At 71.9% G+C, this 26,017-nt stretch carries 23 protein-coding genes; 7 read left to right on the top strand and 16 right to left on the bottom strand.

The window, feature by feature from the left end; translation table 11 throughout:
- Positions 1-98: 98 nt before the first annotated feature.
- Complete coding sequence (locus ACZ3IJ_RS26560) at positions 99-1,676, top strand: alpha/beta hydrolase (protein WP_467472142.1); 1,578 nt, start codon at positions 99-101, stop codon at positions 1,674-1,676.
- Positions 1,677-1,726: 50 nt separating this feature from the next.
- Here ACZ3IJ_RS26560 and ACZ3IJ_RS26555 read toward each other — a convergent pair whose 3' ends face one another.
- Together ACZ3IJ_RS26555 and ACZ3IJ_RS26550 are read right to left on the bottom strand one after the other, a co-directional pair.
- The gene (locus ACZ3IJ_RS26555) at positions 1,727-2,761 is read right to left on the bottom strand and encodes an NAD-dependent epimerase/dehydratase family protein (protein ID WP_467472140.1); all 1,035 of its coding nucleotides are present in this window, start codon (positions 2,759-2,761) and stop codon (positions 1,727-1,729) included.
- Between the two features lie 65 nt (positions 2,762-2,826).
- Positions 2,827-3,558, bottom strand: a complete 732-nt coding sequence (locus tag ACZ3IJ_RS26550; RefSeq protein ID WP_467472138.1) for a lysophospholipid acyltransferase family protein — start codon at positions 3,556-3,558, stop codon at positions 2,827-2,829.
- Positions 3,559-3,644: 86 nt separating this feature from the next.
- Here ACZ3IJ_RS26550 and ACZ3IJ_RS26545 point away from each other — a divergent pair, with 86 nt between their 5' ends.
- Positions 3,645-4,661, top strand: a complete 1,017-nt coding sequence (locus ACZ3IJ_RS26545; RefSeq protein WP_467472136.1) for a DUF3048 domain-containing protein — start codon at positions 3,645-3,647, stop codon at positions 4,659-4,661.
- A 31-nt stretch (positions 4,662-4,692) separates the two neighbouring features.
- Here the strand turns inward: ACZ3IJ_RS26545 and ACZ3IJ_RS26540 are convergent, their stop codons facing one another.
- The 5 genes from ACZ3IJ_RS26540 to ACZ3IJ_RS26520 all read right to left on the bottom strand — a co-directional run bounded on the left by ACZ3IJ_RS26540 (position 4,693) and on the right by ACZ3IJ_RS26520 (position 9,229).
- Positions 4,693-4,899 (bottom strand): hypothetical protein, encoded by a 207-nt coding sequence (locus ACZ3IJ_RS26540; RefSeq protein WP_467472358.1) that lies wholly within the window; start codon positions 4,897-4,899, stop codon positions 4,693-4,695.
- Between the two features lie 59 nt (positions 4,900-4,958).
- Positions 4,959-5,927 (bottom strand): cytochrome c oxidase assembly protein, encoded by a 969-nt coding sequence (locus tag ACZ3IJ_RS26535; protein WP_467472134.1) that lies wholly within the window; start codon positions 5,925-5,927, stop codon positions 4,959-4,961.
- 104 nt (positions 5,928-6,031) lie between these two features.
- Complete coding sequence (locus ACZ3IJ_RS26530) at positions 6,032-7,057, bottom strand: 6-phosphofructokinase (RefSeq protein WP_467472132.1); 1,026 nt, start codon at positions 7,055-7,057, stop codon at positions 6,032-6,034.
- Between the two features lie 176 nt (positions 7,058-7,233).
- Entirely contained in the window at positions 7,234-7,962 is a 729-nt protein-coding gene (locus ACZ3IJ_RS26525) for a type 1 glutamine amidotransferase (protein ID WP_391800644.1), read from the bottom strand.
- A gap of 19 nt (positions 7,963-7,981) precedes the next feature.
- Positions 7,982-9,229 carry a Mur ligase family protein gene (locus ACZ3IJ_RS26520; protein WP_352190991.1) on the bottom strand — a complete coding sequence of 416 codons (1,248 nt, stop codon included), beginning with the start codon at positions 9,227-9,229 and terminating at the stop codon, positions 7,982-7,984.
- 126 nt (positions 9,230-9,355) lie between these two features.
- On the opposite strand from ACZ3IJ_RS26520, the gene def reads away from it, so the two are divergent.
- Positions 9,356-9,913 carry a peptide deformylase gene (def, locus tag ACZ3IJ_RS26515; RefSeq protein ID WP_467472129.1) on the top strand — a complete coding sequence of 186 codons (558 nt, stop codon included), beginning with the start codon at positions 9,356-9,358 and terminating at the stop codon, positions 9,911-9,913.
- A 131-nt stretch (positions 9,914-10,044) separates the two neighbouring features.
- Here the strand turns inward: def and ACZ3IJ_RS26510 are convergent, their stop codons facing one another.
- Positions 10,045-10,692, bottom strand: a complete 648-nt coding sequence (locus ACZ3IJ_RS26510) for a TetR/AcrR family transcriptional regulator (RefSeq protein ID WP_467472128.1) — start codon at positions 10,690-10,692, stop codon at positions 10,045-10,047.
- Between the two features lie 163 nt (positions 10,693-10,855).
- Between ACZ3IJ_RS26510 and ACZ3IJ_RS26505 the strand changes: the two genes are divergently transcribed.
- Positions 10,856-12,085 (top strand): acyl-CoA dehydrogenase family protein, encoded by a 1,230-nt coding sequence (locus tag ACZ3IJ_RS26505; RefSeq protein ID WP_467472126.1) that lies wholly within the window; start codon positions 10,856-10,858, stop codon positions 12,083-12,085.
- Between the two features lie 94 nt (positions 12,086-12,179).
- Here the strand turns inward: ACZ3IJ_RS26505 and ACZ3IJ_RS26500 are convergent, their stop codons facing one another.
- Together ACZ3IJ_RS26500 and ACZ3IJ_RS26495 are read right to left on the bottom strand one after the other, a co-directional pair.
- Positions 12,180-12,473: an SHOCT domain-containing protein gene (locus ACZ3IJ_RS26500; protein ID WP_467472124.1), complete on the bottom strand. Its 294-nt coding sequence runs from the start codon at positions 12,471-12,473 to the stop codon at positions 12,180-12,182.
- Positions 12,474-12,524: 51 nt separating this feature from the next.
- The gene (locus ACZ3IJ_RS26495) at positions 12,525-12,992 is read right to left on the bottom strand and encodes a DUF6325 family protein (RefSeq protein WP_467472122.1); all 468 of its coding nucleotides are present in this window, start codon (positions 12,990-12,992) and stop codon (positions 12,525-12,527) included.
- A gap of 303 nt (positions 12,993-13,295) precedes the next feature.
- Here ACZ3IJ_RS26495 and ACZ3IJ_RS26490 point away from each other — a divergent pair, with 303 nt between their 5' ends.
- Positions 13,296-14,696: a cytochrome P450 gene (locus ACZ3IJ_RS26490; RefSeq protein WP_467472121.1), complete on the top strand. Its 1,401-nt coding sequence runs from the start codon at positions 13,296-13,298 to the stop codon at positions 14,694-14,696.
- Here the strand turns inward: ACZ3IJ_RS26490 and ACZ3IJ_RS26485 are convergent.
- The 4 genes from ACZ3IJ_RS26485 to ACZ3IJ_RS26470 form a co-directional block, all read right to left on the bottom strand.
- Complete coding sequence (locus ACZ3IJ_RS26485) at positions 14,693-15,502, bottom strand: putative protein N(5)-glutamine methyltransferase (RefSeq protein ID WP_467472119.1); 810 nt, start codon at positions 15,500-15,502, stop codon at positions 14,693-14,695. The genes ACZ3IJ_RS26490 and ACZ3IJ_RS26485 overlap by 4 nt on opposite strands.
- Before the next feature lie 183 nt (positions 15,503-15,685).
- Entirely contained in the window at positions 15,686-16,171 is a 486-nt protein-coding gene (locus ACZ3IJ_RS26480) for a glutathione peroxidase (protein ID WP_467472118.1), read from the bottom strand.
- A 50-nt stretch (positions 16,172-16,221) separates the two neighbouring features.
- Positions 16,222-17,085, bottom strand: coding sequence for an acyl-CoA thioesterase (locus ACZ3IJ_RS26475; RefSeq protein ID WP_467472116.1), 864 nt, complete (start codon positions 17,083-17,085; stop codon positions 16,222-16,224).
- 38 nt (positions 17,086-17,123) lie between these two features.
- Positions 17,124-19,697, bottom strand: a complete 2,574-nt coding sequence (locus ACZ3IJ_RS26470) for a DEAD/DEAH box helicase (RefSeq protein ID WP_467472114.1) — start codon at positions 19,695-19,697, stop codon at positions 17,124-17,126.
- A gap of 71 nt (positions 19,698-19,768) precedes the next feature.
- On the opposite strand from ACZ3IJ_RS26470, the gene ACZ3IJ_RS26465 reads away from it, so the two are divergent.
- A complete protein-coding gene (locus ACZ3IJ_RS26465; protein ID WP_467472112.1) occupies positions 19,769-20,560 on the top strand; it encodes a metal-dependent hydrolase in 792 nt (263 codons plus the stop codon).
- 49 nt (positions 20,561-20,609) lie between these two features.
- Here ACZ3IJ_RS26465 and ACZ3IJ_RS26460 read toward each other — a convergent pair whose 3' ends face one another.
- Together ACZ3IJ_RS26460 and ACZ3IJ_RS26455 are read right to left on the bottom strand one after the other, a co-directional pair.
- The gene (locus tag ACZ3IJ_RS26460) at positions 20,610-22,391 is read right to left on the bottom strand and encodes an ABC transporter ATP-binding protein (protein ID WP_467472110.1); all 1,782 of its coding nucleotides are present in this window, start codon (positions 22,389-22,391) and stop codon (positions 20,610-20,612) included.
- On the bottom strand, positions 22,388-24,196 hold the full coding sequence (locus tag ACZ3IJ_RS26455; protein ID WP_467472108.1) for an ABC transporter transmembrane domain-containing protein: 1,809 nt from the start codon (positions 24,194-24,196) through the stop codon (positions 22,388-22,390). Before ACZ3IJ_RS26455 ends, ACZ3IJ_RS26460 begins: the two co-directional genes overlap by 4 nt.
- A gap of 168 nt (positions 24,197-24,364) precedes the next feature.
- Between ACZ3IJ_RS26455 and ACZ3IJ_RS26450 the strand changes: the two genes are divergently transcribed.
- Positions 24,365-25,993: a peptide-N4-asparagine amidase gene (locus ACZ3IJ_RS26450; protein ID WP_467472106.1), complete on the top strand. Its 1,629-nt coding sequence runs from the start codon at positions 24,365-24,367 to the stop codon at positions 25,991-25,993.
- The last annotated feature ends 24 nt before the right edge of the window (positions 25,994-26,017 follow it).

The following is a 26,017-nucleotide window of genomic DNA, read 5'->3' as shown; positions in this document are numbered from 1 at the left end:
GGTTATTGGTTCGGCAAAGAACACCAGTACGACCTTCCGCCCTGTGCCCCGCTGACGAAAGGATCCCCCGGACAACCGACATCCACAGGGGAGACCACGTGAGACGCACGGCAGTGCTCCGTTCGGCCGGCACTCTGATAGCCGGCACGCTCGTGGCCGGCGCGCTTGCCGCCCCGGCCGCCGGCGCCCATGACCGCCACCGGCCGGACGCGGAGGCGCGCGGAACGGCCGTCGCCGCCCAGCGCGCCGCCGATCAGGGCATCGACTGGCAGGACTGCCCGGCCGCCTGGGGCCTGGAGAAGCCCATTCAGTGCGGCTGGGTCACCGTCCCCGTCGACTACGCGAAGCCGAACGGCAAGAAGATCAAGATCGCCGTCGACCGCATCGGCTCCACCGGCACCCCGGCCGAGCACCAGGGCGCGCTGCTCTACAACCCCGGCGGCCCCGGCGGCTCCGGCCTGCGCTTCCCGCGCCGGGTCACCACCAAGAACACGATCTGGGCGGGCGCCGCGAAGGCGTACGACTTCGTCGGCTTCGACCCGCGCGGTGTGGGCCACTCGGCCCCCATCTCGTGCGTCGACCCGGCCGAGTTCGTCAAGGGGCCCAAGCTCGACCCGGTCCCCGACAGCGAGGCCGACAAGCGCGCCCAGCGCAAGCTCGCCGCCGAGTACGCCGAGGGATGCGCGGAGAAGAGCGGCGACGTCCTGCCGTACATCAACACCCTCAACACCGCCCGTGACCTCGACGTCATCCGGGCCGCCCTCGGCGAGAAGAAGCTCAACTTCGTCGGCGTCTCCTACGGCACCTACCTCGGCGCCGTCTACGGCACCCTCTTCCCGTCGCACGTCCGCCGCATGGTTCTCGACAGCGTCGTCAACCCGTCGACGCGCAAGATCTGGTACGAGGCCAACCTCGACCAGGACATCGCCTTCGAGGGCCGGCTCGAGGACTGGATGACCTGGGTCGCCCGGAACGACGCCGCCTACCACCTCGGCGACACCTACCCCGAGGTCCGCCGGCAGTGGGAGACCCTGCGCGCCGACGCCAAGAAGAACCCCCTCGGCGGCAAGGTCGGACCGGCCGAGCTCATCGGCTTCTTCCAGAACGCGCCGTACTACGACTCGATGTGGGCCCCGGTCGCCGAAGCCTTCAGCGCCTACGCCGCGGGCGACCCGCAGCCGCTGATCGACGCGGCGGCCTCCGACCCCACCGACACGGCCGGCAACGCCGCCTCCGAGAACGGCAACGCCGTCTACACCGCCGTGGAGTGCGCGGACGCCCCCTGGCCGACCAGCTGGAAGAAGTGGGACCGGGACAACAGTCGGCTCCACGAGCGGTACTCGTTCATGACGTGGGCCAACGCCTGGATGAACCTGCCCTGCGCCACCTGGTCCACCCCGCGTCAGCGACCGACCGAGGTCCGTACGGGCAAGGGCCTGCCGCCCGTGCTCATCACCCAGGCCGAGCGCGACGCGGCCACGCCGTACGCCGGAGCGGTCGAGCTGCACAAGCGGTTCAAGGGCTCGCGCCTCATCACCGAGCGGGACGCCGGCTCGCACGGCATCACCAGCCTCGCCAACCCGTGCCTCAACACCCGCGTGGAGGCCTACCTCCTCACCGGGAAGCTCGACAGCCGGGACGTGACGTGCGCACCGCACGCCACACCCCAGCCCTAGCCACGGGGTGACGACCGAGGGGCGGCCGCCGCACGACGGCCGCCCCTCGCTCATGCCCGGGCGGCGAGCCAGGCGTCCTCGGCGGCGTAGTCGAAGAAGTCCACCCCGTACTTCGCCAGGCCCGGGAACACCTCCCGCCACTCGCCCTCCGCCAGTCGCCGGGTCAGATCCGCGACCGTCGCCGGCAGGGACTCGGCGTACGACACGACCGGCCGGTAGCCGAGCTCCTGTTCCGCCGCGCCCATGTCGTAGACGACCGGGTGGGCAGCGGTCCACGGGGTGAGTCCCACCGTGCCCTCCGGCTCGCCGGCCATCAGCACCGTCTCGCTCTCCACCCCGACCACGGCGTCGATCGCCGCCCCGATCTCCGCGACCGTCGGAGCCTCGGGATCCCCGCCGTTCAGGACCCGGGTCCCCGGCTTCGCCGCGGCGAGCCGCACCAACTCCCCGAGGTTGTCCACGTGCACCGGGTGGAACCGGGACGCGCCGCCGTACGAGAGGACGCGCACCGGCCGTCCGTCGAGCGCGCGCTTCACGAACCACAGCTCCCTCGGGCCCGGGCAGTACGGCCCGTGGATCGCGCCCGCCCGCAGCACCGTCGTCGGCAGGGTCTCACCCGCCGCGAGCAGCTCCCGCTCCAGCGCCACCTTCCGCGTCCCGTACGACGCCTCGCCCGGGGCCACCGTCCGCCACGACTCCGGGATCGGCACCGGATAGGCGGGGAAGCCGTCCGGCTCGTCCTGGGTGTCGAAGCTGCGGCCCCGGTCGTCCTCGTAGACCGCGCCGCTGGAGACCACCACCGCCGAGCCGATCCGGTCGGCCAGCGCCGTCAACTGCCGCCCGTGGCCCGCGTGGTAGGCGACGATGTCCACCAGGACGTCGGTGCCGCTGCCGACCGCGGCGGCCAGCGCGCCCTCCTCGTTCCGGTCGAAGGACACCGACCGGACCTCCGCCGGCCATGTCCCGTCCCGTCGGCCGCCCCGCGAGGCGGCCGTCACCGCCCAGCCGTCCGCGACAAGCGCCCGCACGGCCGCCCGTCCCACTTGCCCTGTCGCTCCGAGTACCAGTGCGTTTCCCTGTCCCATGGGCGGGACGCTATGGCGGCGCGGGCCCGCGGGCCCAGGCCCTTTCGCCGTGAGCAGATCCGCTGTCAGCGTCCGCCGCGGGGGAACTTCCTCCGCGCCCCGCCCTCGCCCGACTTCGCGTCCTCCTCGGCGGCCTTCACCTGGGCCGCGTAGTCGTCGACGTACTCCTGTCCGGACAGCGCGAGGATCTCGTACATGATCTCGTCCGTCACCGCCCGGACCGCCGACTTCTCGCCCTCCATGCCCGCGAAGCGGGAGAAGTCGAGCGGCTCCCCGAACCGGATGGTGACCCGCTTGACCCTGGGCACCACCTTGCCGGGCGGCTGGATCTCGAAGGTCCCCACCATCGCGCAGGGGATGACCGGCACACCGGCCGTGATCGCCATGATCGCGACGCCCACCTTGCCCTTGTAGAGCCGGCCGTCGTGCGAGCGCGTCCCCTCGGGATAGATGCCGAGCAGCTCGCCCTTGGACAGCACCCCGAGCCCCTCGCGGATCGCCGCCTGCCCGGCCTCCTTGCCGGAGCGGTCGACCGGGATCTGCCCGGCGCTGCGGAAGAACGCGGCGGTCAGCCGGCCCTTGAGCCCCGGCCCGGTGAAGTACTCCTGCTTGGCCAGGAACGTGATCCGCCGCCTGAGGACGGCCGGCATCAGGAAGTGGTCCGAGAACGACAGGTGGTTTCCCGCGACGATCGCCGCGCCCTCCTCCGGGATGTGTTCGAGGCCTTCCGTGCGCGGCCGGAAGACCAGCCGCAGGATCGGACCGAGCAGGACGTACTTCAGGACGTAATAGAACAACTGTGGCCCCCGTCTCGGTAGAGCGATGATTATTTGTAACCACTTGCGCGACCCTGGTCCACACTGGAGACGGAGAGTGGGGCCCGATGGCTGCCGAACGCCGACACGAACCGCCACGCGGAAGACCCGGCGCAGCCGTCACCGTGCTGCTGTGCGCGGTGATGACCGCCGGGTTGTACGGATGCGCCGACTCCGGCGCCCCGGAACCGGCGCCGACCTCGACGCCGCCCCCGCCCACCTCCGTCCCGCAAGGGCTCTCGCCCTTCACGGGGCTGCCCGCCCGGCCCGCTCCGGTCCTCGCCGTCAAGATCGACAACGTGCCGCCCGCCCGCCCACACACCGGTCTCGGCGCGGCCGACCTCGTCTACGTCGAGCAGGTGGAAGGAGGCCAGACCCGGCTGCTCGCCGTCTACTCCACGGACCTCCCCGAGCGGATCGGCCCCGTGCGCAGCGCCCGCGAGTCCGACATCGAGCTCCTCGCCCAGTTCGGCCGCCCGGCGCTCGCCTACTCCGGCTCGCAGACCGCCCTGAAACCGCTGCTCAAAGCCGCTCCGCTCTACCCCCTGCCGCCCGAGGACGCCCCCGGGGCCTACGTCCGCGACCGCGGAAGGGCCGCTCCCCACAACCTCTACGTGCTGCCCGGACGGGCCCTCGCTGCCGCACCGGACGCGCAGGACGCCAAGGACATCGGATTCCGCTTCGGACCGGCCCCCTCGGGCGGCGAACCGGTCAACGAACGCACCGTGCGCTTCCCGGCCTCCCGCTACACCTTCACGTGGAACGCGACCGAGAAGAACTGGCGGGTCGCGATGGACGGCAGGCCCGCCCGTACCACCGACGAAGGCCAGGTCACGGCGTCGACGATCGTGCTGCAGTACGTGACCGTACGAGCGTCGCGCTTCCACGACGTCCTCGGCAGCGTCTCCCCGTACACCGAGACCGTCGGCAGCGGCAGCGCCCTCGTCCTCCGGGACGGCCGCGCCTACGACGCTCGCTGGAGCCGCCCCGACGCCGACGACGGCACCGCCTTCACGACCCCCGACGGCGCGCCGCTGAACTTCGCGCCGGGCCGGACCTGGGTCGTGCTGGCACCGCGCGACTAGCAGGGGCTGCGGGGCTGCGTCGCGACGGGGGCTACGGCTGGGGGCCCGGGCGGCCAGGGCCGCGGCGCGGGTCCGAGGGGACGGAGCTGTCGGCGGCCGCCATGCCGATGGTGACCACACCGAGCACCACCCAGCCGAACCACAGCCAGCCGCTGCTGCCGAGCGCCACCGTGTACGCCGTCGTCAGCACCAGGGCCGCGACGGTCGTCACGCTCATCGCCTTCGTGGGACCGGACATGGGTCCCTCCTCCCGACGGGGCCATCCTGTTCATCGTGACCCCTGAGGCGGGGGGAGCGCTACTCCCGCGTCGATACCCGAGGCCCGCCACCGCGGAGCGAGGCGAGATACGCGTTGTACGCCTCCAGCTCCTTGTCCCCGTCGCGGTCGGCGGCCCGGTCCTTGCGGACGGCCTGCCGCTGCTCGGAGTGGTACCACTGGTAGACCAGCGCGATCAGCACCAGCACCGAAGGGATCTCGCTGAACGCCCAGGCGATGCCGCCCGCCGCGTTCTGGTCGGCGAGGGCGTCGATCCCGAGCGAGGCCGGCGGGTTCTCGTACGCCTTGATCATCGGCTGGCTCGCCATCATCAGGGCGATGCCGAAGAAGGCGTGGAACGGCATGCCCGCGAAGAGCTCCAGCATCCGCATCACATAGCCGGGTCGGTGCGGCCCCGGGTCGACGCCCATGATCGGCCAGAAGAAGACAAGCCCCACGGCGAGGAAGTGCACCATCATCGCGATGTGCCCGATCTTCGACCCCATGAGCGTGTCGAAGAGCGGCGTGAAGTAGAAGCCGTACAGGCTCGCGATGAAGAGCGGGATCGTGAACGCGGGATGCGTGACGATCCGCATGTAGCGGCTGTGCAGCAGCATCAGGAGCAGCTCGCGCGGGCCCTTGTCCCCCCGCGGCGCCACCGGCAGCGCGCGCAGCGCCAGGGTCACCGGCGCGCCGAGCAGCAGCAGGATCGGCGAGAGCATCGAGACGACCATGTGCTGCACCATGTGCACGCTGAACATGACCATGCCGTAGTCGTTCAGCTTGGTGCACATCATCAGCGCCACGGAGAGCACGCCCACCGCGAAGAAGACCGTCCGGCTCACCGGCCAGCTGTCACCGCGACCGCGCAGCCGCGCCACGCCCCAGCCGTACAGCGCGAGCCCCACGACACTGCCGATGAGGAAGAACAGGTTCGGCGAGAACTCGAGCCCCCGTCCCAGCGTGAACGGCGGCAGATCCATGGTCATGCCGTGCCCGCTGTGATCCATGTGTGTACTCCTGGAGCCCGATTCGCGCTTGATGTCCGCACCAGACTAGAACCGCCCCCGTTCGCGGATGCGACCGGGGGCGGCTCAGGGTGTCGGTACGGAGGTCAGAGCACGCACTCGGCCTCGGCGTAGCGCTCGGCCGGGACCGTCTTGAGGGCCTCCACGGCCTGGGCCAGCGGCACCATCGTGATGTCCGTGCCGCGCAGCGCGGTCAGCATGCCGAACTCGCCGCGGTGCGCCGCCTCCACCGCGTGCCAGCCGAAGCGGGTGGCGAGCACCCGGTCGTACGCGGTCGGCGTGCCGCCGCGCTGGACGTGACCGAGGATCACCGGGCGGGCCTCCTTGCCGAGCCGCCGCTCGAGTTCCACGGAGAGCTGGTTGGCGATGCCGGTGAAGCGCTCGTGTCCGTACTGGTCCTTGGCGCCGACCTCGAAGTTCATCGTGCCCTCGCGCGGCTTCGCGCCCTCGGCGACGACCACGATCGCGAAGCGCTTGCCGGCCTCGAAGCGCTCGCCGACCCGGGCGGTCAGCTCGTCGATGTCGAAGGGGCGCTCGGGCACGACGATCGCGTGCGCGCCGGCGGCCATGCCGGAGTGCAGGGCGATCCAGCCGGTGTGGCGGCCCATGACCTCGACGATGAGCACACGCTGGTGCGACTCGGCGGTGGTCTTCAGGCGGTCCAGGGCCTCGGTCGCCACGCCGACGGCCGTGTCGAAGCCGAAGGTGACGTCGGTCGAGGCGATGTCGTTGTCGATCGTCTTCGGCACGCCGACGATCGGCAGGCCGGCCTGGGAGAGCAGGTTGGCCGCCTTCAGCGTGCCCTCGCCGCCGATCGGGATGATCGCGTCGAGCCCCAGCTCGGCGACATGGCCCCGGGCGCGCTCGACGCCGTCGACCAGATGCGCGGGCTGGACCCGGGAGGAGCCGAGGATGGTGCCGCCGCGGGCGAGGATGCCGGCGACCGCGTCGAGGTCGAGCTTGCGGTAGTCGCACTCGAGGAGGCCCTTCCACCCGTCGTGGAAGCCGATGACCTCGTCGCCGTGGTCGACGACGGCGCGGTGCACGACGGAACGGATGACGGCGTTCAGACCGGGGCAGTCGCCTCCGGAGGTGAGCACACCAATGCGCATAGCCCGAATACCTTTGCAACGTGGGCCGACTTCCGGACCACGTCGTCCGGTTGGATCCCCGCCACCCTATCGGTGCCGAGTGGCGGGGCCGAACCCGATGTCCGCAGTTTGGACACCGTATTTACTTACGGATCCAATGGGCGTAAGGGCGCTCAGACGTGCAGTCCGCGGGGTGGTCAGGCGGGCTGGGTCGCCGCCGCGATGCGCTCGGCGCGCAGCGCCTCGTACCACCGGTCGTCGGTCGGCGGCAGCGCGTTCACGTCCAGGGCCAGCTTCAGGAGCAGGTCCGCGATCTGCGGGTTGCGGGCCATGACCGGGCCGTGCATGTACGTACCGAAGACGGTGTCGTTGTAGGCGCCCTCGGTGCCGTCGCCCGTGCCGTTGCCCTTGCCCAGGACGGTCCGCGCGAACGGGCGGGCCGTCGGGCCGAGATGGGTGATGCCCTGGTGGTTCTCGAACCCGGTGAGCTGGGGGAGGCCCAGGCGCGGGTCGATGTCCGCGAGGACGTCGCCGACGCACCGCTCGCCCTCGCCGCGGGTGGAGATGACGTCGATCAGACCGAGGCCGGGCTCGCGCTCACCGAGGTCGTTGATGAACTCGTGGCCCAGGATCTGGTAGCCGGCGCAGACCGAGAAGATGATCGCGCCGTTGGAGGCGGCCCGCTCCAGCCCGCCGTCGCGGCGCAGCCGCTCGGCGGCGAGCCGCTGCGGCCGGTCCTCACCGCCGCCGATCAGGTAGATGTCGCCGGAGGTCGGCACCGGCTGGTCGCTGCGGACGTCGACGCGCTGGACGTCCAGACCGCGCTGGCGGGCGCGGCGCTCGACGACGAGGGCGTTGCCCTGGTCGCCGTACGTGCTGAGCAGGTCCGGGTAGACCCAGACCAGGCGCAGGCTGCTGTCACTCATGCTGCAAGTCCTCTACGGGTCAGTTGCCGACGCGGCGGCGGACGTCCTGGAAGGCGGTGTAGTTGGCGATCAGCTCGATCTGGCCGGGCGGGGCGAGCTGGACCGCCTCGTCGAGCGTCTCGCAGACGCGGAACTCCACACCCGCGACCTCCAGGCGGACCGCGAGGTCCAGCTTGCGGTCGCCGATGACCATGATCGGGTGGCCGGCGAGCCGTCCGTAGTCGACGTCCCAGAGCCAGGAGGTGTCCGTGCCGTCGGCGCCGCGCGCGTTGACGGAGAGGATGACCGGGGTCGGGGGCTGGTCGATCAGGGAAAACGTTTCGAGCCACCCCGCCGGGTTCTTCGCCAGCAGCAGGCGCAGATCGCGGCCCTGGAAGGAGACCACGTCGTAGCGGCCGGCCACGGCCTGCACCTGGTACATCCGCTCCAGGGCGACCTGCGGCGGGACACCGAAGACGGCGGCGACGGCGGCCGAGGTCGCGGCGTTGGCCTTGTTCGCCCGGCCGGGCAGCTGGAGGTGGATCGGCCAGGCCGAACCGTGCGGGTCCAGGACGTGGTCGCCGTTGAGCGCCCAACTCGGCGCGGGGCGGCGGAAACCGCACTCGCCGCAGAACCAGTCGTCGCCGGGACGCTGCATGACACCGCCGCAGGCGGGGCACGACCAGGCGTCGTCCTTCCACTCCTGGCCGACGGCGACCCACACCACGTTGGGGGAGGAGGAGGCGGCCCAGACGATCAGCGGGTCGTCGGCGTTGGCGATGACGACGGCCTTCGTGCCGCTCAGACCCTCGCGCCACTTCTCGGCGAGCATCCGGGTCTCGGCGGCGCGGTCGAGCTGGTCGCGGGAGAGGTTGAGCAGCGCGATCGCCTTCGGCGTGGTGTCCCGGGCGACTCCGGCGAGGTACTTCTCGTCGACCTCGATCACGCCGTACTTGGCGTCCGAGCCGCCGGCCAGCGCCGAGGTGATGCCCGCGGGCATGTTGGCGCCCAGCGCGTTGGAGACGACCGGGCCGCTGGCCCGCAGCGCCTCGGCGATCAGCCGGGTCGTGGTGGTCTTGCCGTTGGTCGCGGACACCAGGACGACGTCCAGATGCTGCGCGAGCCGACCCAGCAGGTCCGGGTCGAGCCTCAGCGCCACCTTGCCGCCGATCACCGATCCGCTGCCGCGTCCCGCCGCGCGCGACACCGCCGCCGCGGCCTTGCCCGCCGTCACGGCCAGCTTGGCGCGTGGCGACAGCGGCTCTGGATTACCGGGGTGTCCTGACATCTTCCTTGTTCCTCCTTGCGTCGGTCCGGGCTCAGCCTATCGAGGTCAGGCCAGGGACCCGAACTGCGGCACCCCTGCGCCCCTCGGTGAAACGACGAGGTCACGGCGGACCGTACCCTTACGCCCATGCGAAACCGGCCGATCCCCGGCAGTTCCGGCCGCGTCCGAGCGATGACCCTGCTCGGCGACCCGGTGCTGCACGCCCCCTGTGAACCCGTCAGCGACTTCGGACCGGAGCTCGCCGGGCTGATCGAGGACATGTTCGCGACGATGTACGCGGCGAACGGCGTCGGCCTCGCGGCGAACCAGGTGGGCGTGGGCCTGCGGGTCTTCGTGTACGACTGCCCGGACGACGATGAGGTGCGCCACCTCGGGCACCTGGTCAACCCGCGTCTCGTGGAGGCGGACGGCGACGTGATCCGGGGTGCGGAGGGCTGTCTGTCCCTGCCGGGTCTGGAGGCTCCGACGCCGCGGTTCGACCGCGCGGTCGTCGAGGGCGTGCTCCTCGACGGCACCCCGGCGCGCGTCGAGGGCACCGGGTTCTTCGCCCGGTGCCTCCAGCACGAGGCCGATCATCTGGACGGCGGGGTCTACGCGGACCATGTGACGGGGTGGCGCAGGTCACGCTTGCTGCGGGCGATCCGCAAGGAGCCGTGGGGGACGAGGTCGGACGTGCTGGGCTGACGCCCCCGCCCGGCCGCTGAGGGCTGCGATCCGCAGGGCGGGTGAGACCCCTGGACGGAGTCCGGGGCCCCGCCCGCTGCGGCGCCCGGCGTCCGGGGCCGTTCACCCGGGGTCGCCCGGGCGGGCCCGCCCTAGAACCCGGGGGCCCCTTCACGGTCGCCCGCCTCCGCCAGACGGCCCCACAGCAGGTCTGCCAGAGCCCGCACCAACTCACCCCGCGAGCAGGGCCGTTCGCCCAGCCACCAGTCGCCCGCCGCGTGCATCATGCCGACGATGCCGTGGCCCCAGATCCGTGCCTGTGCCTCGCCGGCCTCGCCGAGGTCGATGCGTTCGGCGATGACCTGGCCGAGCTCCTCGCCCATCCGCCGCAGCACCGGCGCCGAGTGGCGGCCCACGTCGAAGCCCTGCTCCGCCTGGTGCGTCTCCTCGGCCGGGTGCATGAGGAAGCGGTAGACCTGCGGCAGCGCCTCGATGGAGGCGAGGTAGGTGTCGAGGGTGGACTCGACCCGCCGGCGCCGGTCGGCCGGCGCGTCGAGCGCGGCCCTCAGTGCGGCGAGCAGCGCGTCGGTGTGCCGGGTGGCCAGGGCCCGGTAGAGCCCGCCCTTGTCGCCGAAGTGCCGGTACAGGATCGGCTTCGTGATCCCCGCCTCGGCGGCGATCGCGTTCATCGAGGCCTTCGGCCCGTCCCGGAGCACCACCCGGTCCGCCGCCTCCAGCAGTTCGCGGCGCCGCTGGTCGGCCGGCTTCTGCTGTTCGGTGGTCCGGTGTGTGGTCTCCATAGCGTGTCTCCCCGCCCGTGCGAATTCCGTGAGGCTGTCGCAACGTAACACCAGACCGGCATCCGGTGCCGCGCCGCCCGTTCCGCTTCTCCGCAGGTTGACAGCATCTACCAGCCGGTAACAGACTGCTGTTACCGCAAGTAATGTACTGCTGGGAGGGAACATGGCCGAGTTCACGCTCGAACTCAACGACGACCAGAAGCAGGTCCGTGACTGGCTGCACGGATTCGCCGAGGACGTGATGCGCCCCGCCGCCGCCGAGTGGGACGAGCGTGAGGAGACTCCCTGGCCGATCATCCAGGAAGCCGCCAAGATCGGCATCTACTCCCTCGACTTCTACGCCCAGCAGTTCTTCGACCCCACCGGGCTCGGCATCCCGCTGGCGATGGAGGAGCTCTTCTGGGGCGACGCCGGCATCGCGCTCTCCATCGTCGGCACGGGCCTCGCCGCCGTCGGCGTCCTCGCCAACGGCACCGAGGAGCAGATCGGCACCTGGATCCCGCAGATGTACGGCGACGTCGACGACGTGAAGGTCGCCGCCTTCTGCTCCTCCGAGCCCGACGCCGGCTCCGACGTCGCCTCCATGCGCACCCGGGCCGTGTACGACGAGGCAAAGGACGAGTGGGTCCTCAACGGCACCAAGACCTGGGCGACCAACGGCGGCATCGCCAACGTCCACGTGGTCGTCGCCGCCGTGGCCCCCGAGCTCGGCTCCAAGGGGCACGCCTCCTTCATCGTGCCGCCGAACACCCCCGGTCTCTCCCAGGGACAGAAGTTCCAGAAGCACGGCATCCGCGCCTCGCACACCGCCGAGGTCGTCCTGGAGAACGTCCGCGTCCCCGGCCACTGCCTCCTCGGAGGCAAGGAGAAGCTGGACGAGCGCCTGGCCCGGGCCCGCGAGAAGGCCAGGGCGGGCGGTGGCGAGCGCGTGAAGAACGCGGCCATGGCCACCTTCGAGGCCTCCCGCCCCGCCGTCGGCGCCATGGCCGTGGGCACGGCCCGCGCGGCGTACGAGGTCGCCCTCGACTACGCCAGGACCCGCGAGCAGTTCGGCCGCCCGATCATCGACAACCAGGGCGTCGCCTTCCAGCTCGCCGACATGCGGACCCAGATCGACGCCGCCCGGCTCCTCGTCTGGCGCGCCTCCTGGATGGCGACCGCCGGAAAGCCGTTCACCTCCGCCGAGGGCTCGATGTCCAAGCTGTACGCGAGCGAGGTCGCCAAGAAGGTCACCGGCCAGGCCATCCAGATCCTGGGCGGCAACGGCTACACCCGCGAGTACCCCGTGGAGCGCATGCACCGCGACGCGGCGATCTACACGATCTTCGAGGGCACCAGCGAGATCCAGCGCCTGGTGATCGCCCGCACCCTCTCCGGGATGCCGATCCGGTAGCCCGGCGGCCCGCACGCGCCGGCCCGCGCCCCCTGACGGGGGTGCGGGCCGCTGTGCGTGTCGTGCCGGGTCACATGCCGAAGGCGGGCGAGGGTCAGGTGCCGAGGAGGGCGCGCTTCTGGGCCTCGAACTCCGCCTCGGTCAGTACGCCCTGGGCCTTCAGCTCCCCCAGCTGCTTGAGCTGGTCGATCTTGGTGCTCATGTCGTCCCCGGCGGGTTCCGGAGCCGGCGGGGGCTGCTGCTGGTACTGCTGTTGGTACTGCTGTTGCTGGTCGTAGTCCTGCTGGGCCCAGCGGCCCGCCTGGCGCCGTGACACTCGGTTGGACACCGCGGTGGCGGTGCCGGCGACGACGGCGGTGCGGGCGACGCCGCGGAGAAGTCCGGGCATGATCAGTCATCTCCCAGGGTGTGCTCGGATGCCGGATGCGGTCGGGAGCGGTCAGGCCGCGGCTCCGCCGCCGGGGCCGGCGGTATCGGCGGCGTCCAGCGAGGCCAGGAGCGCCTGGACGGGAATCCGGCCGCTCGCCACGATCTGCGCGCCGCTGCGGCGCATGGCGCGTGCGAAGGGGGCGGCCCACACGTTCTCGTACACGATGACTCCGGCGGAGTTGCCCGGCTCCAGCGCGGAACCGGCGTCGTCGACGTCGCTCTGGTCCAGCAGACCGGAGGAGGCGCCCTCGAACACGGTGAGATCGACCTCGCCGCCGAAGTCCGTCAGCTCCACCGCGGTGACCGACCCGTCTTCGTCCTTGCGGATGAACTGCAGGTCGAGGATGCGGATGACGCCCCGCTCCACCAGGTCGACGAGCAGGGGGAAACCCTCACCCGTCATCCGGTTGCCCGGGAACTCCAGGATCAGGTAGTCGACGGGGCCCATGTCCTCGACTTCCGACAGGTCGTCGCTCATGGCCACTTCCTCCAAGCGCTCGGGGTTCCCGCCTCGACCGGACCGGGTTGCGGGCGGCCCCCGCCGGCGACAGGTGGCCGCTCAGCCATTCCAGCACCGCCCGGGGCTCCCCGCACGTCGTGGCGCGGCCGGAGGGCCGCGGCGCGGACGAGCCCGCCACGGACTCCTGGGAACCGGCCGGCCGGTTCCCACCCGAGACCACGCCAACAGCCCTGTTCCGGCCGGGTGTTCGCCATGGCTACCGGTGCGTCGGGCGGTGGTGGAGAATCGCCGTGCCGGTGACGATCAAGGGGGTAACCACGCATGACCACCACCGACGAGATTCCGGGCCCCGCGGGGCTGCCGCTGCTCGGCTCGATGTTCGACCTCAGGAACGACGCGCTCGGCACCTTCCTCGCGTCCCAGCGGGCCCACGGAGACGTCGTACGGATCACCGCGGGGCCGCCGGGAGTGCGCGCCACGGTCTACGGGGTCTTCTCCGCCGAGGGTGTCCAGCAGGTCCTCGCCGCCCAGTCCGCCAACTTCCGCAAGGACAACGCCTTCTACCAGGAGGTCCGCGAGTCCTTCGGCAACGGCCTGCTGACCAGCCAGGACGAGGACTACCTGCGGCAGCGCCGACTGGTCCAGCCGCTCTTCACCCGCCGCCGCGTCGACAGCTACGCCGAGGCCATCGCCGCCGAGGTCGCGACCGTCACCGAAGAGTGGCGCACCGCGGAGCGCTCCACCGTCGACGTCCTCGACGAGATGACCCGGCTCGCCCTGCGCGCCGTCGCCCGCATCCTCTTCGGCACCGACGTCGAGACCGCCGTCGAGATCGTCGAGCGCGCCTTCCCGGTGATGGGCGACTACGTCCTGCGCCGCGGCTTCTCGCCCCTCAACATCCCCCGTGACTGGCCCACCCCCGGCAACCGCCGCGCCGCGGCCGCGTGCGACGAGCTGTACGCCGTCTGCGACCGGATCATCGCCGAGCGGCGCGCGGCGGCCGAGGCGGACGTGGCCGCGGCCGCGGGGAGCGACGCCGACGGTGGCGGCGCGCAGGACCTGCTGACCCTCCTCGCCGAGGCCGGGAGCGCGGAGGACGGCAGCTTCGACGCCGCCGAGCTGCGCGAACAGGTCCTCATCTTCCTGCTCGCCGGGCACGAGACGACGGCCACCTCGCTCGGCTTCGCCCTCCACCTCCTCGCCGTGCACCCCGAGGAGCGCAAGCGCGCGCACGAGGAGGTCGACCGCGTCCTGGCCGGCCGTACTCCAGGCGCCGCCGACCTCGACGCCCTGCCGTACCTGACCCGGGTCCTCAAGGAGGCCATGCGCCTCTTCCCCGCCGGCCCGGTCATCGGCCGGCGCGCGGTCGCCGCCACCGAGATCGACGGGCACACCATCCCGGCCGGCGCCGATGTGATCGTCGCCCCGTGGGTCACCCACCGGCACCCCGCGTACTGGGAGGACCCGGAGCGCTTCGACCCCGACCGCTTCACGCCCGAGGCCGAGGCGAGCCGCCCCCGCTACGCCTGGTTCCCCTTCGGCGGCGGCCCGCGCGCCTGCATCGGCCAGCACTTCTCGATGCTGGAGTCGGTGGTCGCGCTGGCGATGATCCTCCAGGCCTACGACCTGGAGGCGGTCGACACCGAGGTGCCGGTCACCTCGGCGATCACCCTCCGCGCGACCGGCCCGGCACGCTGCCGGGTCCGGCCCCGTACCCCCTAGGAGAGAGCCTGTCCCGTCGCCCCGCGGGTGGCGACCACGACCGTCGCGTACAGCTCCTCGGACGTGATCACCTGTGGGGTCAGGCCGTACCCGGAGACGGTCTCGACGGCCCGGGCGGCCTGCCGCTCGGAGGTCTCGACCAGCAGATGACCGCCGGGCGCCAGCCAGTCGGGGGCCTCGGCGGCCACCCTGCGCAGGACGTCGAGGCCGTCCGAGCCGCCGTCGAGCGCGACCAGCGGTTCGTGCTCGCGTGCCTCGGGCGGCAGCAGCCCGAGGTCCTCGGTCGGTACGTACGGCACGTTGGCGACCAGTACCTCGACCCGGCCGCGTAGGGCCTCCGGCAGCGGGGCGAAGAGGTCGCCCTCGAGGACCCGGCCGCCGAGCGGCTCGATGTTGCGCCGTGCGCACCGCACGGCGGCGGGCTCGATGTCCGAGGCGTACACCTCGGCGCCGTCGACGGCCGAGAGCAGCACCGCTCCCGCCGCGCCGGACCCGCAGCACAGATCGACGCACAGGGCCCCGGACCCGGCCAGGGCCACGGCGTGCTCGACGAGGAACTCCGTACGCCGCCGGGGAACGAAGACCCCCGGGTCGACGGCGACGCGCAGCCCGGCGAAGGCGGCCCAGCCCACGACGTGCTCGATGGGCAGACCGGCGCTCCGCCGCTCGACCATCGAGTCGAGTTCGCGGCCGCTGTGCGCCGATGAGAAGAGGAGCTCCGCCTCGTCCTCGGCGAACACACAGCCGGCGGCGCGGAGCCGGGAGACGGTGGTGGAACGAAGGGTGAAAGAGGGGTCGATCGACATGGAACCTTCCGGGAAGCCGAGGGGCACTCCCGTGGTCACCTCTGTCGGGCGGACCACACGGTCGTGGAGGGGGAGCACCCTGCCTGCATGGCGTTGATGGATCCCACCTCCTCGGTCGTTCTCTGCTGGAGCCGCACACATTACATGATCGACACCGTGCGCCCCGATCGGCCGCGCCGCCGCTCAGGCGGGCAGGACCGCCTCGATGGCCGCGACGACCTCCGGGGCCTCCGGCTCGGTGCTCGGACGGAAGCGCGTGACCTGCCCGCCCCGGCCGACCAGGAACTTCTCGAAGTTCCACTGCACGTCCCCGGCCTCGCCCTCCGCGTCCGCGGTCCGCGTCAGCTCCGCGTAGAGGGGGTGACGGGCGTCGCCGTTCACGTCCGTCTTCTCCAGCAGCGGGAACGTCACGCCGTACGACGTGGAGCAGAAGGTCTGGATCTCCTCCGCGCTCCCGGGCTCCTGCCCGAGGAACTGGTTGCACGGCACACCGAGCACGGTGAAACCACGGTCCCCGTACTCCTTCTGCAGCCTTTCGAGCCCCGCGTACTGCGGCGTCAGACCGCACTGGGAGGCCACGTTGACGACCAGGACGGCCTGATCCCGGTAGTCGGCCAGCGAGATCGGCTCGCCGGACAGGGTGCGCAGGGGAATGTCGTACAGGCTCATGGAAGCTCCTCGTCGAGACCGGGCGTGTTCCTTCACCCTACGATCCCGTGCTACAGCTTCCGGAACAGTCCCTCCTGGACCACCGAGACCAGCAGCCTGCCCTCGCGGTCGTAGATGCGGCCGCGGGCCAGCCCCCGGCCGCCCGTGGCGATGGGGGACTCCTGGTCGTAGAGGAACCACTCGTCCGCCCGGAAGGGGCGGTGGAACCACATCGCGTGGTCCAGGGACGCCATGTCGAAGCCCCGCGGGCCCCAGAGCGGCTCGACCGGGATCCGGACCGCGTCCAGGAGCGTCATGTCCGAGGCGTACGTCAGCGCGCAGGTGTGGACGAGCGGATCGTCGCCGAGCGGGCCCACCGCGCGCATCCACACCGCGCTGCGCGGGTCCGCGTCCTTGACCTCGTCCTTCGTCCAGCGCAGCCGGTCCACGTAGCGGATGTCGAACGGCTGGCGGCGGGCCATCCGCTCCAGTGCCTCCGGAAGGCTGCCCAGGTGGTCGCGGATCTCGTCCGCGAGCCGCGGAAGGGTCTCCGGGTCCGTCATGTGGCGCGGCGGCAGCTGGTGCTCGAACCCGGCCTCCTCCGGGAGGTGGAAGGATGCGGTCAGGTTGAAGATCGTCCGGCCCTGCTGGATCGCGGTGACCCGGCGGGTGGTGAAGGAACGCCCGTCCCGTACCCGCTCCACCTGGTAGACGATCGGGACGCCCGGGCGTCCCGGGCGCAGGAAGTAGGAGTGCAGCGAGTGCACCGGCCGGTCGCCCTCCGTGGTGCGCCCGGCCGCCACCAGCGCCTGGCCGGCGACCTGCCCGCCGAAGACCCGTTGCAGCGACTCGTGCGGGCTCTGGCCGCGGAAGATGTCGTCCTCGATCCGCTCCAGATCGAGCAGGCCGACGAGGCTCTCGGCAGGGTTGGTCACCGTCTTCTTCTCCTTAGTACCGTCAGTCCTCAGAGCCGTCAGAGCTGTCCCACGGACGTCACGCGGACGACCGCCCGGCCCTCCTCGTCGGAGGCCGCGAGATCCACCTCCGCGCTGATGCCCCAGTCATGGTCGCCGTTCGGGTCGGCGAAGGTCTGCCGGACGCGCCACAGGCCGTGCGCCGGGTCCTCCTCGATGTTCAGCAGCTTCGGTCCGCGTGCGTCGGGGCCGGTGCCGAGGTCCTCGTACTCGTCCCAGTACGCGTCCATCGCCTCGCCCCACGCGTCCGCGTCCCAGCCCGACTCGGCGTCCAGCTCGCCCAGCGCGTCCACGTTGTCCAGGGCCGCGAGCTCCACACGGCGGAACATCGCGTTGCGGACCAGGACCCGGAAGGCGCGGGCGTTCGACGTGACCGGCTTGACCTGGTCGGCCTTCTCCTGCGCCTCCTCGGCCGTCTGGACCTCGGGGTTGGCCAGCTGCTCCCACTCGTCCAGGAGCGAGGAGTCCACCTGGCGCACCATCTCGCCCAGCCACTCGATCAGATCCTGCAGGTCCTCGGTCTTCAGGTCGTCCGGGATCGTGTGGTCCAGCGCCTTGTACGCGCTCGCCAGGTAGCGGAGCACGATGCCCTCAGTCCGCGCCAGCTCGTACCAGGACGTGAACTCCGTGAAGGACAGCGCCCGTTCGTACATGTCACGGATGACGGACTTCGGCGAGACCGGGTGGTCGCCCACCCACGGGTGGGACTTCCGGTACACGTTGTACGCGTGCCAGAGCAGCTCCTCCAGCGGCTTGGGGTACGAGATCTCCTGGAGCCGCTCCATGCGCTCCTCGTACTCGACGCCGTCGGCCTTCATCCGCCCGACGGCCTCGCCGCGCGCCTTGTTCTGCATGGCGGCCAGGATCTGGCGCGGGTCGTCGAGCGTCGACTCGACCACCGAGACCATGTCCAGGGCGTACGAGGGGGATTCGGGGTCGAGCAGGTCGAACGCGGCGAGCGCGAACATCGACAGCGGCTGGTTCAGCGCGAAGTCCTGCTGGAGGTCGACCGTCAGCCGGATCGTGCGGCCCTCGGCGTCCGGGGTGTCCAGCTGCTCCACCACACCGCCGTCGAGCAGCGAGCGGTAGATGGCGATGGCCCGGCGGATGTGCCGCAGCTGGGCCTTGCGGGGCTCGTGGTTGTCCTCCAGGAGCTTGCGCATCGCCTCGAAGGCGTTGCCCGGCCGGGCGATCACCGAGAGCAGCATGATGTTGGTGACCTTGAAGCGCGAGGTCAGCGGCTCGGGCTCGGCGGCGATCAGCTTCTCGAAGGTGGTGTCGCTCCAGGCGACGAAACCCTCCGGAGCCTTCTTGCGCACCACCTTGCGGCGCTTCTTCGGGTCGTCGCCCGCCTTGGCGAGCGCCTTCTCGTTCTCGATGACGTGCTCGGGGGCCTGGGCCACCACGAAACCGGCCGTGTCGAACCCCGCCCGGCCGGCCCGGCCCGCGATCTGGTGGAACTCGCGCGCGCGGAGCGTGCGCACCCGGTTGCCGTCGTACTTCGTCAGAGCCGTGAACAGCACCGTTCGGATCGGCACGTTGACGCCGACGCCGAGCGTGTCCGTCCCGCAGATCACCTTCAGCAGACCGGCCTGCGCCAGCTTCTCCACCAGGCGCCGGTACTTCGGCAGCATGCCGGCGTGGTGCACACCGATGCCGTGGCGCACGTAACGCGAGAGGTTCTGGCCGAACTTGGTGGTGAAGCGGAAGTTGCCGATCAGCTCGGCGATCTTGTCCTTCTCCTCGCGCGAGCACATGTTGATGCTCATCAGCGACTGTGCGCGTTCGACGGCCTGGGCCTGGGTGAAGTGGACGATGTAGACGGGAGCCTGCCTGGTCTCCAGGAGCTCGGTCAGCGTGTCCGTGATCGGCGTGAGCCGGTACTCGTACGACAGCGGCACCGGCCGGGTCGCCGAGCGGACCACCGAGGTCGGGCGGCCCGTGCGCCGGGTGAGGTCCTTCTCGAACATCGACACGTCGCCGAGCGTCGCCGACATGAGGACGAACTGTGCCTGCGGCAGTTCCAGGAGCGGGATCTGCCAGGCCCAGCCGCGGTCCGGCTCCGCGTAGAAGTGGAACTCGTCCATCACGACCTGGCCGATGTCGGCGTACTTGCCGTCGCGCAGCGCGATCGAGGCCAGCACCTCCGCCGTGCAGCAGATGATGGGAGCGTCGGCGTTCACCGAGGCGTCACCGGTCAGCATGCCGACGTTCTCGGTGCCGAAGAGCTTGCACAGGTCGAAGAACTTCTCCGACACCAGCGCCTTGATCGGCGCGGTGTAGAAGGTCACCTGGTCATTGGCCAGCGCCGCGAAGTGCGCCCCCGCCGCGACCAGGGACTTTCCCGACCCGGTGGGGGTCGACAAGATCACGTTCGCTCCGGAGACCACCTCGATCAGCGCCTCCTCCTGGGCCGGGTAGAGCGTGATGCCCCGGTCCTCCGCCCATGAGGAGAAAGCCTCGAAGAGGGCGTCGGGGTCGGCGTTCGGCGGCAGCTGATCGATAAGGGTCACGCCCCCATCTTGCCTGGATTCCGCCCGGATGAGGGAACCGGCCGTCGGGGCGAAGATCACGGACGATACGCTGTCGCGTCGACCGGCCGTCAACTGAGCGCCGGCACCGGAGGAATGGGGCGGGAACAAGGATGATGGGACCGGCGCACTCGCTGTCCGGAGCGGCGGCCTGGCTGGGCGTCGGGGCGGCGGCGGCCGCAGCGGGCCACCCGATGCCGTGGCCGGTCGTCGTCGTCGGAGCGCTCATCTGCGCGGGCGCGGCGCTCGCCCCCGACCTCGATCACAAGTCCGCGACCATCTCGCGGGCCTTCGGTCCCCTCTCCAAGGGCCTGTGCGAGATCGTCGACAAGCTCTCGTACGCCGTCTACAAGGCCACCCGCTCCACCGCCGACCCCCGCCGGTCGGGCGGCCACCGGACGCTCACCCACACCTGGCTCTGGGCGGTCCTCATCGGCGCCGGAGCCTCGGTCCTTGCGATCACCGGCGGCCGCTGGGCCGTCCTCGCGATCCTCTTCGTCCACCTCGTCCTCGCCGTGGAAGGTCTGCTGTGGCGGGCGGCCCGGATGTCCAGCGACGTCCTGGTCTGGCTGCTCGGCGCGACCAGTGCCTGGATCCTCGCGGGCGTCCTCGACCAGCCGGGCAACGGCGCGGACTGGCTCTTCACCGCCCCCGGACAGGAGTACCTCTGGCTGGGCCTGCCCATCGTCCTGGGCGCCCTGGTGCACGACATCGGCGACGCCCTGACGGTCTCGGGCTGCCCGATCCTGTGGCCGATCCCGGTGGGCCGCAAGCGCTGGTACCCGATCGGACCGCCGAAGGCGATGCGGTTCCGCGCCGGCAGCTGGGTGGAGCTCAAGGTGCTCATGCCGGCCTTCATGCTGCTGGGCGGTGTGGGCGGGGCCTCGGCGCTCGGCTACCTCTGACCCGCGTACGACGGTGGGCCCGCCCCCTGGGGGCGGGCCCACCGCGCCGTCAGCCGTGCCACGACCTCCAGAGGGCCGCGTACGCGCCGTCCGCCGCCACCAGTTCGTCGTGGCTGCCCAGCTCGCTGATGCGGCCCTCCTCGACCACCGCGATCACGTCCGCGTCGTGCGCGGTGTGCAGACGGTGGGCGATCGCGACGACCGTGCGGCCGTCCAGGACCCGGGCGAGCGAGCGTTCCAGATGGCGGGCCGCCCGCGGGTCCAGGAGCGAGGTCGCCTCGTCCAGGACCAGGGTGTGCGGGTCCGCGAGGACCAGCCGCGCGAGGGCGATCTGCTGGGCCTGGGCCGGAGTGAGCGCGAGTCCGCCCGAGCCCACCTCGGTGTCGAGGCCCTCGTCGAGCCCCCGTGCCCAGCCGTCCGCGTCGACCGCGCCGAGCGCCGCCCACAGCTCGGCGTCCTCCGCGCCCGTCCGCGCGAGCCGCAGGTTGTCGCGGAGCGACCCGACGAAGACGTGGTGCTCCTGGTTGACCAGCGCCACGTGCTCCCGGACGCGCTCCGCGGGCATCTTCGCCAGCTCGGCCGCGCCGAGCGTGACCGAACCCGTCCGCGGGGCGTAGATCCCCGCCAGCAGCCGGCCGAGCGTCGACTTGCCCGCGCCGGAGGGGCCGACGAGGGCGAGACGGGTGCCCGGGGCGACGTCCATCGACACCCGGTGCAGCACGTCGACGCCCTCGCGGTAACCGAAGCGCACCTCGTCCGCCCGGACGTCCCGGCCCTCGGGGCGCAGCGCCCCGTCGCCGGCGTCCGGCTCGATGTCACGGACGCCGACGAGCCGGGCCAGCGACACCTGGGCGACCTGCAGCTCGTCGTACCAGCGCAGGATGATCCCGACCGGCTCGACCAGCATCTGGGCGAGCAGCGCGCCTGTGGTCAGCTGGCCCACGTCGATCCAGCCGCGCAGGACGAACACGCCGCCCAGCATCAGGACACCCGCGAGCACCAGCGTGTGGGTGAGGTTGATGACCGGGAAGAGGACCGAGCGCAGGAAGAGTGTGTACCGTTCCCACGCCGTCCACTCCCGGATGCGCCGGTCGGAGAGCGCGACCCGGCGGGCGCCGAGGCGGTGCGCCTCGACGGTGCGGCCCGCGTCGACGGTCTCGGCGAGCGCGGAGGCGACCGCCGCGTAGCCGGCGGCCTCGGAGCGGTACGCCGAGGGGGCCCGCCTGAAGTACCAGCGGCAGCCGACGATCAGCAGCGGCGCGGCGATCAGCAGGGAGAGCGCGAGCGGCGGCGCGGTCGCGGCGAGCCCGCCGATCAGCAGAACCGCCCAGACCACACCGATGGCGAGCTGCGGCACGGCCTCGCGCATCGCGTTGGCCAGCCGGTCGATGTCCGTGGTGATACGGGACAGCAGGTCGCCGGTCCCGGCCCGTTCGAGCACTCCGGGCGGTAGCCCGACCGACCGGACGAGGAAGTCCTCGCGCAGATCGGCCAGCATCTCCTCGCCCAGCATCGCGCCGCGCAGCCGCACCATCCGTACGAACAGGGTCTGGACGACGAGGGCGAGCGCGAACAGCGCGACGGTGCGCTCCAGATGGAGCTCGCGCGCGCCCTCGGAGAGACGCTCGACGAGCGAGCCGAGCAGGTACGGACCCACCATCGAGGCCGTCACCGCGACCGCGTTGACGCCGACGAGCAGCGCGAACGCCCCGCGGTGACGCCTCAGCAGGTCGCGTACGTAGCCTCGGACGGTCGCGGTCGTGCCCACGGGCAGGGTCGTCGCCGACGTCGGGGCACCCGGGTCGTAGGCGGGTGGTGCCAGGCCGGTCATGCCGACTCTCCTTCCAGCTCTGCTTCGAGCTTCGCTTCGTGCGGCCCCGCGTCCCCGCTCCGTTCGTCGTCGGTCTCGCGGGTGACGACGGCCCGGTAGCGCGGTTCGGTACGGAGCAGGTCGCGGTGCGTTCCCACGGCCACCACCTCGCCGTCGTGGACGAGCGCCACCCGGTCGGCGCGGTCGAGGAGCAGCGGTGAGGAGGCCAGGACGACCGTCGTACGGCCCTCGCGCAGGCCCCGCACCCCCGCGGCGACGCGTGCCTCGGTGTGGGAGTCGACCGCCGAGGTCGGCTCGTCGAGGACCAGCACCTCCGGGGCGGTGACCAGGGAACGGGCCAGCGCCAGGCGCTGGCGCTGGCCGCCGGAGAGCGAGCGGCCGCGCTCGGTGATCCGGGTCCTCATCGGGTCGCCCCCGGTGCCGACGGACGCCTGCGCGAGCGCGTCGAGCACGTCCCCGCACTGGGCCGCGGCGAGGGCCTCCTCGGGCCGGACCGTGCCCGAGGAGGGCACGTCGAGCAGCTCGTGGAGCGTGCCGGAGAGCAGGACCGGGTCCTTGTCCTGGACCAGCACGGCGGTACGGGCCGCGTCCAGCTCCAGCTCGTCCAGCGGCACTCCGCCGAGCAGGACCGAGGTGTGTCCCTCGCCCGCCTCGGTGGGATGGCCGCCGAGCCGGTCCGCGAGCCTGCCGGCCGCGTCCGGGTCGCCGCAGACGACCGCGGTGAGGAGGCCGGCGGGGGCGAGGAGCCCGGTCAGGGGGTCGTACAGATCGCCCTTGGCCGTGCCGTGGTCGTCCGCCGTCGTGGTGGTGGTCCGGGCCAGCGAGAGCACCCGGGCCGCGCGCTTGGCGGAGGGCCGGGAGAAGGAGTACGCCATGGCGATCTCCTCCACGTGCCGCAGAGGATGCAGCATCAGCGCCACCGCGCTGTAGACGGTGACCAGTTCGCCGACCGCGATCCGCCCGTCGAGCGCGAGCCGGGCACCGTACGCGAGCACGCCCACGAGGAGCGCACCCGGCAGCAGGACCTGCACGGCCGCGATCAGCGCCCACATCCGGGCACTGCGGACGGCGGCGTGCCGGACCTCCTGCGAGGCGGCCCGGTAGCGGGCGAGGAACAGCTCCTCGCCGCCGATGCCGCGCAGCACACGCAGTCCGGCCACGGTGTCCGAGGCCAGCTCGGTGGCCCGGCCCGCCTTCTCGCGCTGGGCGTCGGCCCTGCGGGTGGCGCGGGGGAGCAGAGGCAGGACGGCCAGCGCGAGGACCGGCAGGCCCACCGCCACCACCACGCCGAGGGCCGGCTGGTAGACGACGAGGCCCACGCAGACCACGACCATCGTCACCGCGGCCGCGGCGAACCGGGACAGCGCCTCGACGAACCAGCCGATCTTCTCGACGTCTCCGGTGGAGACGGCCACGACCTCGCCCGCCGCGACCCGCCGGGTCAGGACGGAGCCCAGCTCGGCGGTCTTGCGGGAAAGCAGTTGCTGGACGCGCGCGGCAGCGGTGATCCAGTTGGTGACGGCGGTGCGGTGCAGCATCATGTCACCGACCGCGATGCCGGCGCCGAGCAGGGCGAGCAGGCCGCCCGCGAGCGCGAGCCGCCCGCCGTCGCGGTCCACGACGGCCTGGACGGCGAGTCCGACCGCGAGCGACAGACCGGCGATGCTGAGCTGCAGCACCAGGCCCCACAGCAGGGAGCCGACCTGCCCGCCGAGTTGGTTGCGGCCGAGCCAGAGGAGGAACCGGGAGCCCGAGCGGACATCGGGAACCCCTGGATCGGCATACGGTAGATCGCGAATCTTCATGTCGTCCCAGGGCTTCCGGTCTCTTCGCTCCAGTGGCGCAAACCGTGCAAGGTTCGCGCCGCCGGACGGCCGACTGCAATCGATTTATTCGCAGAGGCGCACAGAACGCGCCAAGGTCGCACGACGCCCTCTGGACCGGCCCGGCGCCCCGCGCTTCACTCGCGACCCATGAGACATCAGAAGATCATGAGCATGATCGGTGGGCTCGTCCTGACCGCCGGCGCCCTGCTCTCGGCCCACCCGGCCGCCGGGCTCTCTCCCGCCGAACGGTACGCGGCGGCCCCGGCCGATCCGCCCCCCGCCGAGTTCGGCACCGACTGGCACGACCCGCTGACCGCAGCACCGCCGGTGGCCAAGCCGCCCACACGGTCGTGCGAGGTCCTGCTCGCCGCGGCCCGCTTCAGCGATTTCACGCCGTACCAAGGGAGTTACGCACCCCCGAAGGAGTGCGGCACCCGCTGGAGCAAGGTCGTCCTCCGCCTCGAAGGAGAGGTGAAGGGGCGTCAGTACGACCGGCTCGGTCATGTCTCCGTCGGCGGCGTGGAGATCCTCCGTACCTCCACGCCCCAGCCCTCGCCCGAGGGCATCCGCTGGTCGGTGGAGAAGGACGTCACCCGCTACCGCGACACCCTCGCCCGCCCGCAGGCCGTCGAGATGCTCATCGGCAATGTCGTGAACGAGACCTACACCGGCGTCATCGACGTCCGGGTCACGCTCACCTTCCACACCGCCCGGGGCGCGGTGAAGCCCGCCGCCGACACGCCCGACCGGGTGATACCGCTCGACTCCACGAGCCTGACCACACCGCGCAACACCGAACGCATCCTGGCCGAGGTGTACGCGACGGGCTCCGGCGGCGGCTGCGAGGAGTACTGGTACCTGACCGTGCCCGACGCGGCGCCGTACTCCTGCAAGGCGACCGACGGTCCGTACCGCGAGGTCCGGATCTCCGTCGACGGACGGACGGCGGGCATCGCCGCTCCCTTCCCGACCGTGTGGACCGGCGGCTGGTCCAACCCCTTCCTCTGGTACGTCTCGCCCGGCCCGCGCGCCTTCGACGTCCCGCCGGTCGTCTACGACCTGACCCCCTTCGCGGGCATCCTGAACGACGGCCGTGCCCACCGGGTCGAGGTGTCGGTGGCGGGTGTCCCCGCGGGGCAGACCGGCTGGAGCACCCCGGCCAACATCCTGCTCTGGCAGGACGAGGGCCGCGCCGTGGTCACCGGAGGGGTCGACCGGTACGAGGAGAGCGCGCCGAGCAACTCCTCGGTGCACACGCCGGGTTCGCCGCACAGGCTCGACACCGAGGGCGGCCACGGCCTCACCGTCGCCGGCCATCTGAACACCTCGCACGGCCGCGTCGACACCACCGTCGCACGGACCCTGGCGCACACCTCCGTGCACCGCTGGGCCGACGGCGAGAACCCGGACGCGCTCACCGCGCGGTGGACCGACGACGAGACCGTGACCGTCGGCCGCACGAGCACCCGCACCCACCGCACGTACACCATGGACGGCGAGACGACGATCGGCGCGGGCGACCGCCTGCGGACCGTGCTGACGCTCGGCGACCGCGCCCGCACCGAGCTCGTACGGGGCGGCGAGCGGCTCTCGTGGTCGCGCCTGGACCACACGTACGCCGGTGATGCCACGTACACCACCGGCGTTCCGCGCGATCAGCGGCACGCGGTCGGGACGACGTCCGACCGCTACCGGCTCCACGGCTCGGACGGCTGCTACGACCGCAGCGTGAAGACGGCACAGGGCACGGTCACGGAGGACAGGCTGCGCTGCTGAGCCGGTCCGCGGTGGTCCGCCGGT

It is taken from the genome of Streptomyces sp. NPDC013317 (assembly GCF_055563155.1).
The sequence above is the reverse complement of the archived record's forward strand: the minus strand, read 5'-3'. Positions and strand labels throughout refer to the sequence as shown.